At 61.6% G+C, this 15,687-nt stretch carries 17 protein-coding genes; 13 read left to right on the top strand and 4 right to left on the bottom strand.

The window, feature by feature from the left end; translation table 11 throughout:
• Positions 1-72: 72 nt before the first annotated feature.
• Positions 73-480, bottom strand: coding sequence for a hypothetical protein (locus ACQY4S_RS27385; RefSeq protein ID WP_428488341.1), 408 nt, complete (start codon positions 478-480; stop codon positions 73-75).
• On the opposite strand from ACQY4S_RS27385, the gene ACQY4S_RS27380 reads away from it, so the two are divergent.
• Positions 457-3,327: a bifunctional diguanylate cyclase/phosphodiesterase gene (locus tag ACQY4S_RS27380; protein WP_428488340.1), complete on the top strand. Its 2,871-nt coding sequence runs from the start codon at positions 457-459 to the stop codon at positions 3,325-3,327. The two genes, ACQY4S_RS27385 and ACQY4S_RS27380, sit on opposite strands and share 24 nt — an antisense overlap.
• Positions 3,328-3,335: 8 nt before the next feature.
• Here ACQY4S_RS27380 and ACQY4S_RS27375 read toward each other — a convergent pair whose 3' ends face one another.
• Positions 3,336-3,626: a YciI family protein gene (locus ACQY4S_RS27375; protein WP_428488339.1), complete on the bottom strand. Its 291-nt coding sequence runs from the start codon at positions 3,624-3,626 to the stop codon at positions 3,336-3,338.
• Between the two features lie 620 nt (positions 3,627-4,246).
• Between ACQY4S_RS27375 and ACQY4S_RS27370 the strand changes: the two genes are divergently transcribed.
• Complete coding sequence (locus ACQY4S_RS27370) at positions 4,247-4,810, top strand: carboxymuconolactone decarboxylase family protein (RefSeq protein ID WP_428488338.1); 564 nt, start codon at positions 4,247-4,249, stop codon at positions 4,808-4,810.
• Between the two features lie 74 nt (positions 4,811-4,884).
• Here the strand turns inward: ACQY4S_RS27370 and thyX are convergent, their stop codons facing one another.
• A complete protein-coding gene (thyX, locus tag ACQY4S_RS27365; protein ID WP_428488513.1) occupies positions 4,885-5,802 on the bottom strand; it encodes an FAD-dependent thymidylate synthase in 918 nt (305 codons plus the stop codon).
• A 372-nt stretch (positions 5,803-6,174) separates the two neighbouring features.
• On the opposite strand from thyX, the gene ACQY4S_RS27360 reads away from it, so the two are divergent.
• The 4 genes from ACQY4S_RS27360 (at position 6,175) to ACQY4S_RS27345 (ending at position 12,008) form a co-directional block, all read left to right on the top strand.
• Positions 6,175-7,599: a circularly permuted type 2 ATP-grasp protein gene (locus ACQY4S_RS27360; protein ID WP_428488512.1), complete on the top strand. Its 1,425-nt coding sequence runs from the start codon at positions 6,175-6,177 to the stop codon at positions 7,597-7,599.
• Positions 7,599-8,567 (top strand): alpha-E domain-containing protein, encoded by a 969-nt coding sequence (locus ACQY4S_RS27355; RefSeq protein WP_428488337.1) that lies wholly within the window; start codon positions 7,599-7,601, stop codon positions 8,565-8,567. The genes ACQY4S_RS27360 and ACQY4S_RS27355 overlap by 1 nt, the downstream gene beginning before the upstream one ends.
• A 4-nt stretch (positions 8,568-8,571) precedes the next feature.
• Positions 8,572-10,653: a molybdopterin oxidoreductase family protein gene (locus ACQY4S_RS27350; RefSeq protein WP_428488336.1), complete on the top strand. Its 2,082-nt coding sequence runs from the start codon at positions 8,572-8,574 to the stop codon at positions 10,651-10,653.
• Positions 10,654-10,925: 272 nt separating this feature from the next.
• Positions 10,926-12,008, top strand: a complete 1,083-nt coding sequence (locus ACQY4S_RS27345; RefSeq protein WP_428488335.1) for a hypothetical protein — start codon at positions 10,926-10,928, stop codon at positions 12,006-12,008.
• A gap of 113 nt (positions 12,009-12,121) precedes the next feature.
• Here ACQY4S_RS27345 and ACQY4S_RS27340 read toward each other — a convergent pair whose 3' ends face one another.
• A complete protein-coding gene (locus tag ACQY4S_RS27340; protein ID WP_428488334.1) occupies positions 12,122-12,814 on the bottom strand; it encodes a hypothetical protein in 693 nt (230 codons plus the stop codon).
• Positions 12,815-13,041: 227 nt separating this feature from the next.
• On the opposite strand from ACQY4S_RS27340, the gene ACQY4S_RS27335 reads away from it, so the two are divergent.
• The 7 genes from ACQY4S_RS27335 (at position 13,042) to ACQY4S_RS27305 (ending at position 15,553) form a co-directional block, all read left to right on the top strand.
• On the top strand, positions 13,042-13,338 hold the full coding sequence (locus tag ACQY4S_RS27335; RefSeq protein ID WP_428488333.1) for a nucleotidyltransferase family protein: 297 nt from the start codon (positions 13,042-13,044) through the stop codon (positions 13,336-13,338).
• Positions 13,328-13,684 carry a HepT-like ribonuclease domain-containing protein gene (locus tag ACQY4S_RS27330; protein WP_428488332.1) on the top strand — a complete coding sequence of 119 codons (357 nt, stop codon included), beginning with the start codon at positions 13,328-13,330 and terminating at the stop codon, positions 13,682-13,684. Before ACQY4S_RS27335 ends, ACQY4S_RS27330 begins: the two co-directional genes overlap by 11 nt.
• A complete protein-coding gene (locus ACQY4S_RS27325; RefSeq protein WP_428488331.1) occupies positions 13,681-13,824 on the top strand; it encodes a recombinase family protein in 144 nt (47 codons plus the stop codon). Before ACQY4S_RS27330 ends, ACQY4S_RS27325 begins: the two co-directional genes overlap by 4 nt.
• A gap of 264 nt (positions 13,825-14,088) precedes the next feature.
• Entirely contained in the window at positions 14,089-14,325 is a 237-nt protein-coding gene (locus ACQY4S_RS27320; protein WP_428488330.1) for a hypothetical protein, read from the top strand.
• An 8-nt stretch (positions 14,326-14,333) separates the two neighbouring features.
• Positions 14,334-14,729 carry a putative toxin-antitoxin system toxin component, PIN family gene (locus ACQY4S_RS27315; RefSeq protein WP_428488329.1) on the top strand — a complete coding sequence of 132 codons (396 nt, stop codon included), beginning with the start codon at positions 14,334-14,336 and terminating at the stop codon, positions 14,727-14,729.
• A gap of 256 nt (positions 14,730-14,985) precedes the next feature.
• Positions 14,986-15,225, top strand: a complete 240-nt coding sequence (locus ACQY4S_RS27310) for a hypothetical protein (protein ID WP_428488328.1) — start codon at positions 14,986-14,988, stop codon at positions 15,223-15,225.
• On the top strand, positions 15,215-15,553 hold the full coding sequence (locus tag ACQY4S_RS27305; protein ID WP_428488327.1) for a type II toxin-antitoxin system PemK/MazF family toxin: 339 nt from the start codon (positions 15,215-15,217) through the stop codon (positions 15,551-15,553). Before ACQY4S_RS27310 ends, ACQY4S_RS27305 begins: the two co-directional genes overlap by 11 nt.
• Positions 15,554-15,687 lie beyond the last annotated feature (134 nt).

The following is a 15,687-nucleotide window of genomic DNA, read 5'->3' as shown; positions in this document are numbered from 1 at the left end:
CCTATGAATCCGATTCTAGCCCGCACGGGAATCCCTCAACCACTCAAGCGATCGCCCTGCCGATCAGCAGGGTCACGTTGCCGGTGCACTCGCTGATGAGAACCTGCTGGCATCCAAATGCTCAATGACGGTATTTAATGACAAGATGTTGAAGATTGTACATAGTACGGATCGAAACAGATCGGCTGTTTCACGGAAACCGAGAATTTGACCAACCGACGTTCCCTCGGCAGGACAATCGCGTTCGGTATCGCTTTGGTTCTGGCCACCTTGATCGGAGGCTCCTGCCTCCTGCTCGAACGCACGCGGCAGACGGCCTTGCGTGCCGCGGACGCGAACCTCCAGAATGCAGCGGTTATCGTTGAACGTGTTGTCAATCGCCAGCTGCTGCAGGTTGACGCGGCGCTGGTCAGTCTGCCGGCGTTGATTGCCACAGTCGCCGCGAATGGGCAGGACGTGAACGCGCAGTCGGCAAGCCATCTACTTCGCGAGTTCAACTTCCAGACCTTTGCGTTTCGCGACATCATCCTGCTTCGCGCGGATGGCGGGATCTGGGCCTCCGCGCGTCCAAATCCGTGGAACCGCAGCTTTCCGGTCGACCTGCTCAAGATCAGCGGCGGCACCTCCGGCGGCGCCGCGTCGATTGCCGGGCCGCTGCGCAATCCGGTGACCGGCGACTGGGTGTTGCTCATGGTGCGGCAAGTGCCGGTAGCCCATGTCGGCCTGTTGTACGCATTAGCGGAAATCCCGCTGCCGCTGATCACCGAGTTGCTTTCGGCGGTTGGCGATACCCCTGGGATACAGGTCGCGTTGGAGCGGCGGGACGGCCAGCTTCTGGTCAGTCAACCCTATGATGGAATGCGGATCGGCAAGATCCAGCATATCCCGATCAGCCAGCTCCAGGCGAATGGCGTTGCCTTCCTGGTGCCGCGGAACTTGATGCACGCGCCGACGCTTGGCGTCGCCCGGGCAAGCCTTTATCCGGACGTCATGGTCGCGTTGACGCTCGACCTGAAAATCGCGATGGCGGACTGGGTCCGCGATCGGAACCGCCTGATTGCCCTGGTGACCGTCGCGATCGTGCTGTTGTCCGCGATGACAACGGTGCTTGCCGCCGCCCTTCGCCAACGGGAACGAGCCGACGCCGAACGCAGCCGAACCCGCGCGACGCTCGACAGCGCCATCGAGTCGATGTCGGATGCCTTCGTCATGTGGGACAGCCAGGACCGCCTGGTCGCCTGCAACGGGCAGTATCGACGGATGTATGATCGCAGCGCGCCATTCATCAAGCCCGGCGCCCGCTTCGAGGACATCATCCGCGGCGGCGCCCTGAACGGACAATATCCGGAGGCAACGGACGACATCGAACAGTTCGTTGCGGACACCGTAGCCTGGCATCGACATAACCAGGGGCCGATCGAACGCGAGCTGCCGGGATCGCGTTGGGCACTGGTCACCGAACAACGCATAGCCGACGGCGGCATCGTCGGCATTCGCACTGACATTACGGAGATGCGACGAACATTGGCCAATCTCGCGGCTGCGAATGAACGCGCGAAGCAGGCGGTGGCGGAGGTTCAACAGCAGAATGTCGCCCTGACCGAACGCGACCGGGCGCTGCACATCCAGAACGTGCTGTTTGATGCCGCGCTCAACAACATGTCGCAGGGGTTGCTGATGACCGACGGCGACGGGCGGCTGATCGTCTACAACAAGCGGTTTCTCGAGGTGTTCGCGATCGAGCCGGAGCTGATTTTTCCCGGTATTCCGGTCAGCGAGATTTTCGCCGGCATGAAGTCATCCGGCGGACTGCCCATCGAGGCGGTGGAAAACACCTACCTGAAACAGCGCAATCTCGCCGATGCCCGCCAATCCGGCAGCTTCGTCGTGACCGGTGAAGCGGGTCGGGCCGTATCCGTGTCACAGCGCCCAATCGCCGACGGCGGCTGGATCGCGACCTATGAAGACGTTTCGGAGCAGCGGCGCGCCGAGGAACATATTCGCTTCGCCGCGCATCACGACGCCCTGACGAAACTGCCCAACCGTATCCTGTTCCGCATTCACCTGGACGAGATGATTACCAATCTGGCGCATCGAAATGCCGGTCTTGCGCTGCTGTACCTTGATCTCGACAGGTTCAAGCATGTCAACGACACGCTTGGGCATTCCGTCGGAGATGCCCTGCTTGAAGCGGCCGGTCGCAGGCTGCGGGGCTGCCTTCGCGGCCGCGACGTCGTCGCTCGGCTTGGCGGTGACGAGTTCGCCATCGCGTATGTCTCGGCCGATCTGCCGAACGCGGCCGAACATCTTGCCCAACGGATCATCAGCGCCTTGAGCGCGCCATATACAATCGTGGGCCATACCGTTACCGTCGGAGCCAGCGTCGGTATCGCTCTGGCCGGCACCGAGAAAGTCGATGCCGACACGTTGCTCAAGCGCGGCGACATGGCTCTGTATCAGGCGAAAGCCAAGGGCCGCGGGGTTTGCAGCCTGTTTGAGGCGGATATGGAGCGGCAGTTGGTCACCCGACTGGCAATCGAGGAGGACCTGCACAGCGCGCTGGATGGGCAGCAGTTCGAGGTTCTGTATCAACCGCTGTACGATCTGAGCAGCGACCGGGTCGTCGGCTTTGAAGCGCTTGTTCGCTGGAACCATCCAGTCCGGGGAACCGTGCCGCCCAGCCAGTTCATTCAGATCGCCGAGGAAACCGGACTGATACATTCCATCGGCGCCTGGGTCCTGAACAAGGCTTGCATGGATGCGATGAAGCTGCCGGACGATATCAAAGTGGCGGTCAATCTGTCCGCGAGGCAGTTTGACAACGACGACATCGTCGAGATCGTCGCCGCCGCGCTCGAAATCTCCGGACTGCCAGCAAACCGGCTGGAACTGGAGATCACCGAGACAACATTACTGAAGAACGACGCCTTGACCCTTGCACTGCTGTTCCGGCTACGCGCGCTTGGCCTGCGGATCGCTCTGGACGACTTCGGCACCGGCTACTCGTCCCTTACCTATCTCCGTCTGTTTCCGTTCGACAAGATCAAGATCGATCAATCCTTTGTCCGTGAAATGGCGACGCGGGCCGATTGTGCCGCGATCGTCAGTTCGATCGTTTCGATGGCAAGCAAGCTCGGCATTACCACCACCGCGGAAGGGATCGAGACCATTGATCAGCTCAATCTCGTGCGCGAGACCGGCTGCACGGAGGCACAGGGCTACCTGTTCAGCGTACCTCGGACATGCCAGGACATCCTTGATTATTTTGGCAGCTCATCGGATCCGGTTGCGAGCATTCAGGAACACCCTGTCACGAGCATGGATTGAGACGATCCTTACAGCCAGGCACCGTCCTCGAACACCGGTCGAAACCGCCGTACGGACGTGTTCGCGAACAATCCGACGTCAACGTACGGGTCCGCGATGGCGAATGCGTCAGCCGCCGCCTTGTCCGCGACATCAATGATGAGCGCGGAGCCGATCTGTCGGCCGGTATCATCAAGCAGCGCGCCGCCATACACGATCCTGTCGAGAACCGTCTTCAGGTATTCAAGATGCTTCGGTCGCTCCGACAGCCTCAGGTTAAAGCTGTTCGGCTTGTCATTGCGGATCACGACGAATAGCATGACGGGTTTTCTTTCTTTCGAGCAACGTGCCTGCGGGTTTTCCAACCAGGCCTGATCCTAGAGCATGATCGCGCTGAGCGGAACGTTCAAAGCGCGTGAATCATGCGATCAAACAAAGCGCTAGGCCACTTTCACGCTGTACAGTCAGCCTGAAAATGGTCTAGCAGACTTGCCTTGGACGGGTGGAAAAATGCACAACCATCCATCAAGCATTGTTCGGCGGGTTTATCAGGCCGTTGGTACGTCGGACAGGAAACAGCGGCAGCCGCATCGGCCCGCAGATCGCGGCTAGGGCATTTTCACGGTGACTGGAGCCGCTTGATCCACCACCCGCCGTCATGGCCGGCCTTGTGCCGGTCATCTGCCCCCAGCGTTCGTGCGCGGATGGCCGGCACAAGGCCGGCCATGACGAAAAGGGAAGGCTTATGCCCTCTTCCGGTCACCGTGAAAGCGCGCTAGCTCGATCCAGCCGGCGTCGGCAGCTGCACCTCGGCCAGGCAGACAGGTTTGCGAGTTCGGTCCATCGAATCCTCGGGGATGGTCTCGGCGAACCGCGTGAGTAGCGCTAGTATGTTGGCGTCACTTCACTGAAGTTGCCATTGCAAAGGAAGCTAACCGCCATGCCCGAACCGCGTTTCCCCATACTGACTCCTGAGACGATGACCGATGAGCAACGTGCCGTTGCCGACGCGATCCAGTCCGGCCCGCGCGGTAGCGGCCTGCGCGGACCGTTCAACGCCCTGTTGCGCAGCCCGCAGCTTGCCGACGTGGTGCAGCGGGTTGGCGCATACGTGCGCTTCGGCAGTTCCATTCCCGCACCGCTGAACGAACTGGCGATCTGCATGGCCGGCCGTAAATGGGGCGCGCAGTATGAGTTCTACGCGCATCGCCGCCTCGCTATCGACGCCGGCCTGAACCCGTCCATCCTTGATGCGGTGGCGATCGGCCGCCGGCCGGCGGAACTCAGCGCCGAGGAGGGCCTGGTGTATGAATTCGTCACCGAACTGCTGTCCACCGGCGCCGTCTCCAATGGCGCATACCAACCGGTGGAGGAACGCTTCGGTGAGCGCGGCGTGATGGATCTGGTGGGTGCGGTTGGCTACTACAGCCTGGTGTCCATGGTGCTGAACGTCGCACAGGTGGCGCTTCCAGAAGGTGAGACACCGCCGCTGAAGCCATTATAGGGTTCACGTCCAGGCGCGGTATCCGGCCGCGACGGCTGCACGAACCGTGCGGGCGGCTGCAAGCGCGGCCGCCGTCAGCCGAACACCTGCTCGGAAAACTCCATCCACTCGCGCTTTGTCAGGCCGCTGGTTTCCTGCGTCACGGCCTCTCCGCCCAGCATGCGCCTGACCACGGCGAGCATCTGCGCCGACAGCGTGACCGCACCCAGCCGGTAGTCGCGGAATGCGGCGCTGGCGGCGGGAACCCAGGCGTCCACCACGGTCAGCATCGCCTCCGCATAGACGCGGATCTCGTACTGCGCGTGCGTGTCGGCGCGGAGCGAGAGGAAGTTGAACAGGTTGTGCAGATTGATCTTCCAGTACCACTGCGTATAGGTGTTCAAGGTCAGGTTCATCCGCGCCAGCTCCCGCGCCAGGCCCTGGCGGGACGGATCGGCGTTATCCCCCTCATTCAGCATGCTGGCATAGTCGGCGTAACAGCGGTCGGCGTCCGACCGCAGCAGATCCAGTACGGCGGTGGCTTCCTCGCCATGCAGCACGGCGCCGCGGCCTTGCCGGTTGGTGGTCGCTTGCGCCGCGAGGTGTTCGGGCGACGGAATGTAGAACTCCTTGTCCAGGATCGAGTAGCGCGCCGAATACTCGTTGACGCTGGCGGTGCGGTGCCTGATCCATTGGCGGGCAACGAAGATCGGCAGCTTGACGTGGAACTTGATCTCGCACATCTCGAACGGGGTGGCGTGGCGGTGCCGCATCAGGTAGCGGATCAGGCCGGCATCCTCCTGCACCCGCCGTGTGCCGCGGCCGTAGGAGACGCGGGCCGCCTGCACGATGGCGGCGTCATCCCCCATGTAGTCGATGACGCGGATGAAGCCGTGGTCCAGGATGGGGAGGACTTGGTACAGCATCGCCTCCAGCGCCGCGACGGTCGGGCGCAGAGTGGCGGCTGATGCAGCGCGCGCCTCGGCGATTTCCGCCGCCCGCGGCGATGCCAGTTCCGCCGCCCGCGGCGATGCCAGTTCCGCCGCCCGCGGCGATGCCAGTTCGATTTGCCTTGCGTCCGCCAATGACGTCTCCTGCGACTGATGCGCGGTGAATACAGCGGCGACAAGGTTCGACAAAGCACGTTTTGCGGCTGCTTGCCGAGCTGTGTCGTGTCAGCCGACAGCGGAGGAAGCCGTCATCGGCGGCGGGCGGCCCGTCATCGCGCGGTAAAAGTCCTTTCCAGGCCCCCGGTTTCGTTTATCATGCCGCACCGCAAAACGGAGACAGGAATGCAGGCGGCGGGTGCGGGCCAATCCCAGGGAAATCAGTCTCGAAGCGACGGCCATGCACAAATTCAAGGCCTGTTGCAGCCGAACAGCACGATGCATGGCTACGACCCAGGCGCGTTCTTCTGCGAGATGCTGCGCCCAGGATCGCCGCCGGATGCCACGCTGACCTTGCTGATGGCACGGCTGGCGGCCCTGCCGATCCAGTCGCTGCGCCAGCGCGCGACCGAGGCTGAACGTGATCTGCTGGAACGCGGCATCACTTTCACCGTCTATTCGGACGCCACCGCGATCGACCGCATCCTGCCGTTCGACCTGATCCCTCGGGTCCTAACGCCCACTGAATGGCAGCAGATCGACACCGGCGTCACCCAGCGCGTCCGTGCCCTGAACATGTTCCTGTATGACATCTACCACGAGCGGAAGATCCTCGCCGACAAGATCATTCCCGCCGAACTGGTGCTGAACAACCCTGGCTATTGCCAGGCCATGGTCGGCTTCGACGTGCCGTTCAACACCTATGTGCACGTCTGCGGCACCGATATCGTGCGTGACGAAACCGGCGCGTTCCGCGTGCTGGAAGACAACGTCCGCACCCCGTCCGGCGTCGCCTACGTCGTCGAGAACCGGCACATGAGCCTGCGCGTGCTGTCCGACGTGATGACCAGCCTGCGGGTGCGCAGCGTGGACGAGTACGGGCTGCGGCTGCACAACGCCATGGCCGAGATCGCCCCGCCGGGTGTCGCCGATCCGCAGGTGGTCGTGCTCTCCCCCGGCATCTTCAATGCCGCGTATTTCGAGCACGTCTTCCTGGCGCGCGAGATGGGTGTGCCGCTGGTCGAAGGCCGCGACCTGACGGTGGAGGCCGGCAAGGTCTGGATGCGGACCACGGCCGGCCTGGCGCCGGTGCACACGATCTATCGCCGCATCGGCGACGACTTCCTGGATCCCGATGCCTTCAACCCGGACAGCACGCTGGGCGTGCGCGGGCTGATCGAGGCCTGGCGCCGCGGCACCGTGGCGATCGCCAACGCCGTCGGCACCGGTGTGGCCGACGACAAGGCGATCTTCGCCTACATGCCGCGCATCATCCGCTACTACCTGTCGGAAGAGCCGATCCTGTCCAATGTCGACACCCGCATCTGCGCCGAAGCCGAGGCGCTGGCGTACACGCTGGACCACCTGCACGAGCTGGTGGTCAAGCCGGTGGCCGAATCCGGCGGCTACGGCCTGCTGGTCGGCCCGCACGCCAGCAAGCAGGAACTGGAAGACTTCCGCGCCCTGCTGAAGGCCGACCCGTGCAACTACATCAGCCAGCCGACGATGAAGCTCTCGGTTTCGCCGACCTTATGCGAGGACGGCGTGCGGCCGCGCCATATCGACCTGCGGCCCTTCGCGGTCACCGGCAAGGACACCTGGGTGCTGCCCGGCGGCCTGACCCGCGTTGCGCTCCGCGCCGGCACGCTGGTGGTGAATTCCTCGCAAGGCGGCGGTTCCAAGGACACCTGGGTGCTGGCCTGATGGATCTGATCCCCAGGCAGCACACCATCCACCTGATCGCCCGCCACGCCGAGGCGACGCTGTGGCTGGCCCGCTACATGGAGCGGATCGAGAGCCTGGGCCGTATTCTCGACGTGACCAACACCTTCGCCCGCGACGCCGACGATACCGCCAACTGGCTGTCGATCCCGCGCATCAACGGCGACCTGGAGGCGTTCCACGAGAAGCACGAGAAGGCGACGCAGGGCAGCGTCGGCGCGTTCTATCTGCTGGATGCCGGCAACCCGACCTCGGTGCAATGCTTCATCGGTTCGGCGCGCGAGAACGCACGCACCTTGCGGGCGATCATCTCGACCGAGATGTGGCTGCAGATCAACGTGTTCCATGGCACGATCCGATCGCTGGACGCCGGCACGATCACCGCCGACCACTTCACCGCGGTCTGCAACATGCTGAAACAAGGGGCGCAGGCGCACACCGGCATAACCGAGGGCACGCTGTACCGCGATCAGGCGTGGCACTTCTACATGATCGGCCGCTATCTGGAACGCGCCGACCAAAGCACACGCCTGCTCGACACCCGCTTCCATTCGCTGGCGCCGCGGCCTGACGACGGCGATGCCGATCTGGACGCCGGCAACTGGAACGCCCTGCTGCGCGCCGCCGCCGGCTACCATGCCTATCGGCGTGAGCATCCCAACGGCTACCGGCCGATGGAGGTCGCCTGCTTCCTGCTCGCCAACACCGCCTTCCCGCGTTCGGTCGGGCTGAACCTGGCGCAGACCGAGTGGCACCTGACGCAGCTTCGCAGCCGCTACGACCTGCGCCGCATGTCCCGCGCGCTGGAGCGGCTGGACCAGTTGAACGGCACCATGAGCTTCCAGAACGTCCTGGCGCTGGGGCCGCACCGGCTGTCGCCATTCCTTGATCGCGTGCAGGGGGAGATCGCCGAGCTGTACAGTGATATCGTCGGGACCTTCAGTGAGTGACCGCATGACAAGCCGTCTGGAAGCCTCCGTCTGCCCGCATGACTGCCCGTCCACCTGCGCCTTGTCGGTAGAGGTGCTGGACGACAGCCGCATCGGCGCGGTGCGGGGTGCCGCCGACAACAGCTACACCGCGGGGGTGATCTGCGCCAAGGTGTCGCGTTATGCCGAACGCATCCACCATCCGGACCGGCTGACGCAGCCGCTGCTGCGCACCGGGCCGAAGGGCGCCGGCCAGTTTCGCCCGATCTCCTGGCAGGAGGCACTCGACCGCATCGCCGACCGCTTCACCGCCGACGCCGCTCGGCATGGCTCCGAGGCAGTCTGGCCATTCTATTACGCCGGCACCATGGGCCTGGTGCAGCGCGACGGCATCAACCGGCTGCGCCATGTGATGGGTTATTCGCGGCAGAAGTTGACGATCTGCACGTCGCTGCCGGAGATGGGCTGGCGGGCCGGCATTGGCGCCACCCGCGGCGTCGACTCCCGCGAGATGGCGCGGTCCGACCTGATCGTGGTCTGGGGCGGCAACCCGGTCTCCACTCAGGTCAATGTCATGACGCATGTATCGCGCGCGCGCAAGGACCGCGGCGCCAGGCTGGTGGTCATCGACCCGTACAAGACGCCGACCGCGGCGGTGGCGGACTTGCATCTGGCGCCTCGGCCGGGCACCGATGCGGCGCTGGCCTGCGCGGTGATGCATGTGGCCTTCCGCGACGGCCATGCCGACTGGGAATACATGCGCGACTACGCCGACTGTCCCGACCGGCTGGAGGCGCACCTGCGGACGCGTGGTCCCGAATGGGCGTCCGGCGTCACCGGCATTCCGGTCGCCTCGATCGAGGCCTTCGCCACGCTGTATGGACAGACGAAACGTAGCTACATCCGCTGCGGCTACGGCTTTACCCGCAGCCGCAACGGTTCGGCGGCGATGCACGCCGTCACCTGCCTGCCCACGGTCACCGGCGCCTGGCAGCATGAGGGCGGCGGCGCGCTGTGGTCCAGCCGATCGATCTACGGCCTCGACAAGACGCTGATCGAGGGGCTGGACGCGCTGGACCCGTCCATCCGGGTGCTGGACATGAGCCGGGTCGGCAGCGTGCTGACCGGCGACCGGCGGGAGCTGCGGGACGGCCCGCAGGTCCATGCCATGCTGATCCAGAATCAGAATCCGCTGACGGTGTGCCCCGACAGCAACCGGGTGCGGCGCGGCTTCGGCCGCGACGACCTGTTCGTCGCCACGCACGAGCAGTTCATGACCGAGACGGCGCGCTGGTCCGACATCGTGCTGCCGGCGACGATGTTCCTGGAGCATGATGACCTGTACCAGGCCGGCGGCCACAGCCACCTGCAGATCGGCGCGAAGCTTATCGAGCCGCCGGGCGAATGCCGCTCCAACCACGAAGTGCTGCAAGGTTTGGCGAGCCGGTTGGGCGCGCGCCATCCAGGCTTCGAGATGACGGCGATGGAGATCGTCGACGCCACCTTGCGCAAGTCGGGCTATCCGGACGCGGCGACGCTGCGGGAACGGCGTTGGGTGGACGCGATGCCGCCGTTCCGGACCGGGCACTTCCTGGATGGGTTTCCCACGCCGGACAAGCGGTTCCATTTCGCGCCGGACTGGGCGGCGTTGGGCGACAACCATGCGGTAATGCCGGCGCTGCCCGATCAGATGGAGACGATCGAGACGGCCTCCGCCGATGCGCCGTTCCGGCTGGTGACGGCGCCGGCGCGCAGCTTCCTCAATACCACGTTTACCGAGATGGCGTCCGGCAAGCGGCGGGAGGGGCGGCCGACGGTGATGATGCATCCGGATGACGCGGCTCGGCTGGGGGTGGTCGAGGGGTCGAAAGTGCGGCTGGGCAACACGCGCGGCGAGGTGATGCTGCATGCCCGGATCGTCGAAGGCCAGCAGGCCGGCGTGCTGGTGGCCGAAAGCATCTGGCCGAGCGAGGCGTTCGAGGGTGGGATAGGGATCAATGCGCTGACGAGCGATGATCCGGGGCCGCCGTTTGGCGGTGCCGTGTTCCATGACACGGCGGTGTGGATGCGGGCGGAGGTTGCGGCGATCGCGCTGGCGGCGGAGTAGGGCGGGCTTGGTTGCTGGGCACCGCGCGGCGGCTCACCGGCATTCGCCACCCGCACGCGATGGCCGGCGGAATGCTATAGGGTAATACTGGCGAACATTGTGCGGCTTTGCTCACGGGGCATGCGCAATGAATTAACATAATTTCGCGTTATGCGGCTTTGCCGCTGCCCAACCCTGATGATGCCGGAGCGATTGAGGGTCAGTTAAAAAATGTTCGCTGAGGGCGATAGAGTAGAAGCCTTACGTCTACCTTGATAAGCAGGACATCCAATATGACCGTCATCGCCGCTCTACGCCTTGAAGGCATTCCTGCGCTTATCGGGGATTTTCTTCTCACTGACCAAAGGAAAGACTTACCACATTTCCCGCTTCCAACGCGGCCGGACATGAGCAACCCAGTGGGGAAGCCCCTTCCACACCGCATTCACGGGATGGAACGAAAGTGCCTGATTATAAATAGTCGTTTTGCTATAGGATTTACTGGCCATGTTCCTGCTGCCAAGCTGCTGTTTACAGAGTTAGAGAACAAATTCGGCAAAAAGTCAGAAGGGCCGTCCCTAATTCAGATAGATTTGGCACTAAAGAAATTTAAACCCGAGATAAATCGCAGGAAGCTTGATGCAACCATTGTTGGCTGGACAGTTCGATCAAGACCCCGGTGTTTTTCGTGGACTGCCGCATCAGATTCGAAAGCCTCACCAGTTAATGAGGCGATTGTAGGGTCTGGCGCGACGAAATTCAGAGCGTCTCTTTCAGATTCATCACACATCGGATTTAGTGAAACCGTCGCCAACGCCTACGAGAGAGCCACTCTAAGGGGTATAAATATTGTCGGGCGCGTGCTATCCGACGAATTGGTTTCTGGTCATAATCTGATAACGGGTTACGGATATGGAGCCGAGATTGCTTTGTTTACCGGCACGCGCTTCGCTTTTGTCCCAAAGATTGGCTACACTTTTTGGAATATCAGGCTCGACCAAAACGGCCTAATTTCTCTGCAATCCCCCAGTAAAATATGTATTTATGAGGATAAAGGTCGATACTCTCTTCTGGAGATTATAGACTCGGGTAATAGGTATTTAGCCGGGCTCACGCCACTACACGACAATATGGGTTTGATACTGACGGAAGATGACGAGCCGGATATGATATGCCCGTTTTACTTTATTGGCATTGCGGCCCAAGACACCAGAACAGGCCAAATGGCAATGTTAAGATTGGGATGTATGGCTCGGGACTTATCTTTGTTTAGGATAGAGCATTCTGGTTCTGGTAACAAATACTTTCTTCACTTGAACATGGAGGAAGTTGCAGGGTTCTTAAGAAGGGTATTCCCGGATGCCCGATGGCGGTAAACCGAGTAGGTGAGTCCCGCAAAGGGTAATTGACGGGACGCTGTATCAGCCCCATGGAAACAGGGGCTTGCGCGTCCCGAATGTCCGTTTCCCTCGACCTGAGCCACTTCACTTCAAAGTTTGAGTCTTGGGAGATCGAAGACAGCCCAAGCGGTCTGCAATGCAGCAAACACAAGCCCTAAAATCGTGACGATGAGTGGCCACAACAATTTCCCCGAGAGCCGACTAATCAAAGAAGGGTTATCTTCTAATTCTGTCAAATTTCCAGACTTAAAAAAGAACCATTGTTCGCTACGTGGTATCAGCGGCTCTCTACTAAATGTTTTACAAAAATATCCAAATAACATCATTAACGGCGAGCAAATAACTATAGTTGCAGTCAGCACTTGATTGTTCGCGAAGCCACCAGTTTCGATGAATTGCCAGATACTAACTCCGATCCACAAGCAATAAGCAATCAAGCCACCAGAAACGAAACCTAGCTCAAAACCCAAAGCTGCCCGTGGGGGCGATGTTATTAGCCCCATTAAGGTGAAAATTGCAAAAAGCGCAAAAAGGGCTCTTCGTGTGACATCGGTATATTCAATGTAGGGAGCAGCGTTTTTTGACGCCGCAATAAGCAGCGCAAGCGCAATACCGAGGATTACGATAGCGCTAACTCTCCCCATAATAGGATGCCAGAAAAGAAAGCCATACGTTCCCCAATTCGCGCCGTTTGCCTCAACGTCGCGATACATGCGAATTTCTTCCTGCCTGCGCTTGAGACGATCCTGATATTCCGGATTTTTGTGGTCACCCTCTGCCATTGTAGCGCTCTCCACCCGCTCAGTTATGTTATCTCCCATGATATCCATGTGCTGGGGGGCGGCAAGGAACGCCGATAAGGGGAAGACTACGCTATGACCTCCTAATCGTGCATAATTCAAAAATTTCGCAGCAAAAAACGAACATTGAAAAGATTGAGCTTTTCCGCTGCGTAAGTCGGCTGCATAGTGGTAGCTGCATTTGCCGCTTTTTGTACTATAAGAGAAATATGGATCGACAGGACATCATCGCGCGATTGCAGGAGAATGAGGCGACACTACGGGCGCGAGGTGTCGCCCATGCCGCGCTGTTCGGGTCGCGCGCGCGTGGCGACGCCCGATCAGACAGCGACACCGACATTATGATCGAGATCGACCCCGACGCGCATATTGGGGTGTGGGGTTACGCCGGGCTTAAAGAATACATCGCCAGCCTGTTCGACGGTTCGGTCGATGTGGTGGATCGTGAAGCCCTGAAACCTTACGTCGCCCCCGCCGCGACCGCGGATGCGATCCATGCCTTTTGATGCCGCCGCCGGGCGTCGCTGGCTCGACGACATTCACCATCCCATCATTCTTGCCGAGCGGCTCGCGGATGGCATGGCCTGTGACGCGCTACGTGACGATCTGCGCACATCCTATGCCGTCACTCGCGGTCTTGAGATTATTTCTGGGGCTTCGCGGCGATTGCCGGATGAATTGAAAGCGCGGCATCCGTCCATTCACTGGCGTGACATGGCAGCGGCAGGGAATGTCCATCGCCACGACTATGAAGATGTGGCGGTACGTGGGGTGTGGGATACGTTGAGGCATCATTTGCCGCCCTTGCGTATTGCGATTGAGCAGGAACTGGCGTCGTTGGGCGACCCGTGAATTACGGCTACGCACGAGTCTCGACAGACGGCCAGAGCGTTGACGCGCAGGTGCGACAACTGAAGGCGGCTGGCTGCAAGATCGTGTTCCTCGAAGTGGCGTCGGGTGCCAATGGTAGCCGCCCCCGGATCTGGAGGTGAATGCGGATAGCCCGGTCCTCCCGCGGCTTGCGAGGCGGCTCCTGATGATCAGCCGGCCATGGTTCCATGGCCGCCGCCTTGAAAGTGGCTTAATGGTCAGATCAGCAACGCCAGGAGCCATTCATGGCTCCTGGCTGATAAGGATGCTGCGTGGCATCCCATTAAGCGCCTTGCGCTGACCCAACTGCGATCAGAACCACCGGACGGCGAGGTGATTTTCCCGGCCCGCTCTGCTAGGTTGAAAGACATGGTCGGAGCGCGGGCATGAACGAGGTCTCGAAAGTTGAAATTCCGGTCGAGGAGGCCACGGCGTCCGCCCTGTCGGACGTGCGGCGTCGCGAGGCTGTCGGTCGCCTCGTTGACCGGCTGGTCCGGCCAGGTGCCGATGATCCCTTGATCGCACTATTCGAGCGGACGACCGCCGAGGCACGAGACACCGATCTGACGGAGGCCGAGATTGAGGCCGAATTGGCAGCCTACAATGCGGAGCGCCGGGCCTGAGCATCTACGTGATTGATGTGAACACGGTTGTCTCAGCCGCCTTGAACCCGAACGGATTGCCTCGGCGCGCTATCGCAGTCGCGCGATCGAAGGGCATCATAGCCTTGTCAGAGGCTGTGTATAGGGAAGTCGCTGAGGTTCTGGGAAGGCCGAAGTTCGCGCGAGTGCTCACCGAAGATCGGCAACGGGAAATCTTGGCGTTGTTGAGTGCGGCGGCAATTTGGGTTGAGCCGAAAGAGGCGGTGCGCGACTGCCGCGACAGCAAGGACAACCGCTATCTGGAACTGGCCTTGGCTGCCGGTGCGGCCAGTATCGTGTCAGGAGACGAGGACCTGCTGGTGCTTAATCCCTGGCGCGGGGTTCAGGTGCTGCGACCTGAGGCGTTCCTGATCGCCATGGACTGACAGACGGTTCGAGCCAGAAGGAGCGCGTTGCGCCCGTCAAAATCCTTGCGATGCCGCCGTTCCGAGCGGATCACTTTCGGCGGCGGTCGTCTTCGACTACGGCAAGAACCCCGTCGAAATCCACGGGATCGTCGCGACCAGGAGCAGCGCCATCACGTTCGGCTTAATGCCCGGGCGATCTGTCGCGGCACTGGCCATGGGGTAAAACCCTAGCGATCGGCCCTCTATACGTCTATAATACGTATAGAGGGCTGGCATGCAAAAGAAACTGACGATCACCGTGGATGCCGAGGTCTACGACGGTTTGCACAGCGTGGTAGGCCGCCGCCGCATCAGCCGCTTTCTGAATGACCTCGCTCGGCCGCATGTTGTCGGACATGACCTGTCGGCGGGATACGCGGCGATGGCGGCGGATGAGGCGCGTGAGGCGGACGCCAGCGCCTGGAGCGAGACGCTGGTGAACGACGTGGCCGACGAACCGAAGCGTGACCACTGATCCTGCCCCGCGTCGGGGCGAGGTCTGGCTGGTTTCATTCGATCCGTCCGTTGGCGGCGAAATCCAGAAGACGAGGCCGGCTGTAGTCATCAGCAACGATGCCGCCAATGCCGTGCTGAACCGGGTTCAGGTCGTGCCAATATCGAACCAGGTGGATCGGCTGTATCCAGCCGAAGCGTACGTATCGGTCGACGGCAACCGCCGGAAGGCGATGGCCGACCAGATAACAACCGCCAGCAAGCGCCGGCTGCGGCGGCGGGTGGGGGTTCTTGAGACGCAGGACCTGACCGCGGTTGCCCGGGTCGTACGGCTTCAGCTTGATCTGTAACCCGGCCGATAAAGTGGCGGAGGGACAACCCTCGCGCGCGTGCTTGCTCGCCCAGCCAGTGGATAACGTCCTCATACTGCGGGGCAATCTGGCAACATTGACCCGAAGCACGGTCTGCCGGACCAAAACAGATG

This window comes from Rhodopila sp., assembly GCF_965276935.1.
Classification (GTDB): domain Bacteria; phylum Pseudomonadota; class Alphaproteobacteria; order Acetobacterales; family Acetobacteraceae; genus Rhodopila.
Note: the sequence above shows the minus strand (reverse complement) of the source record. Positions and strands in the feature narration are given on the sequence as shown.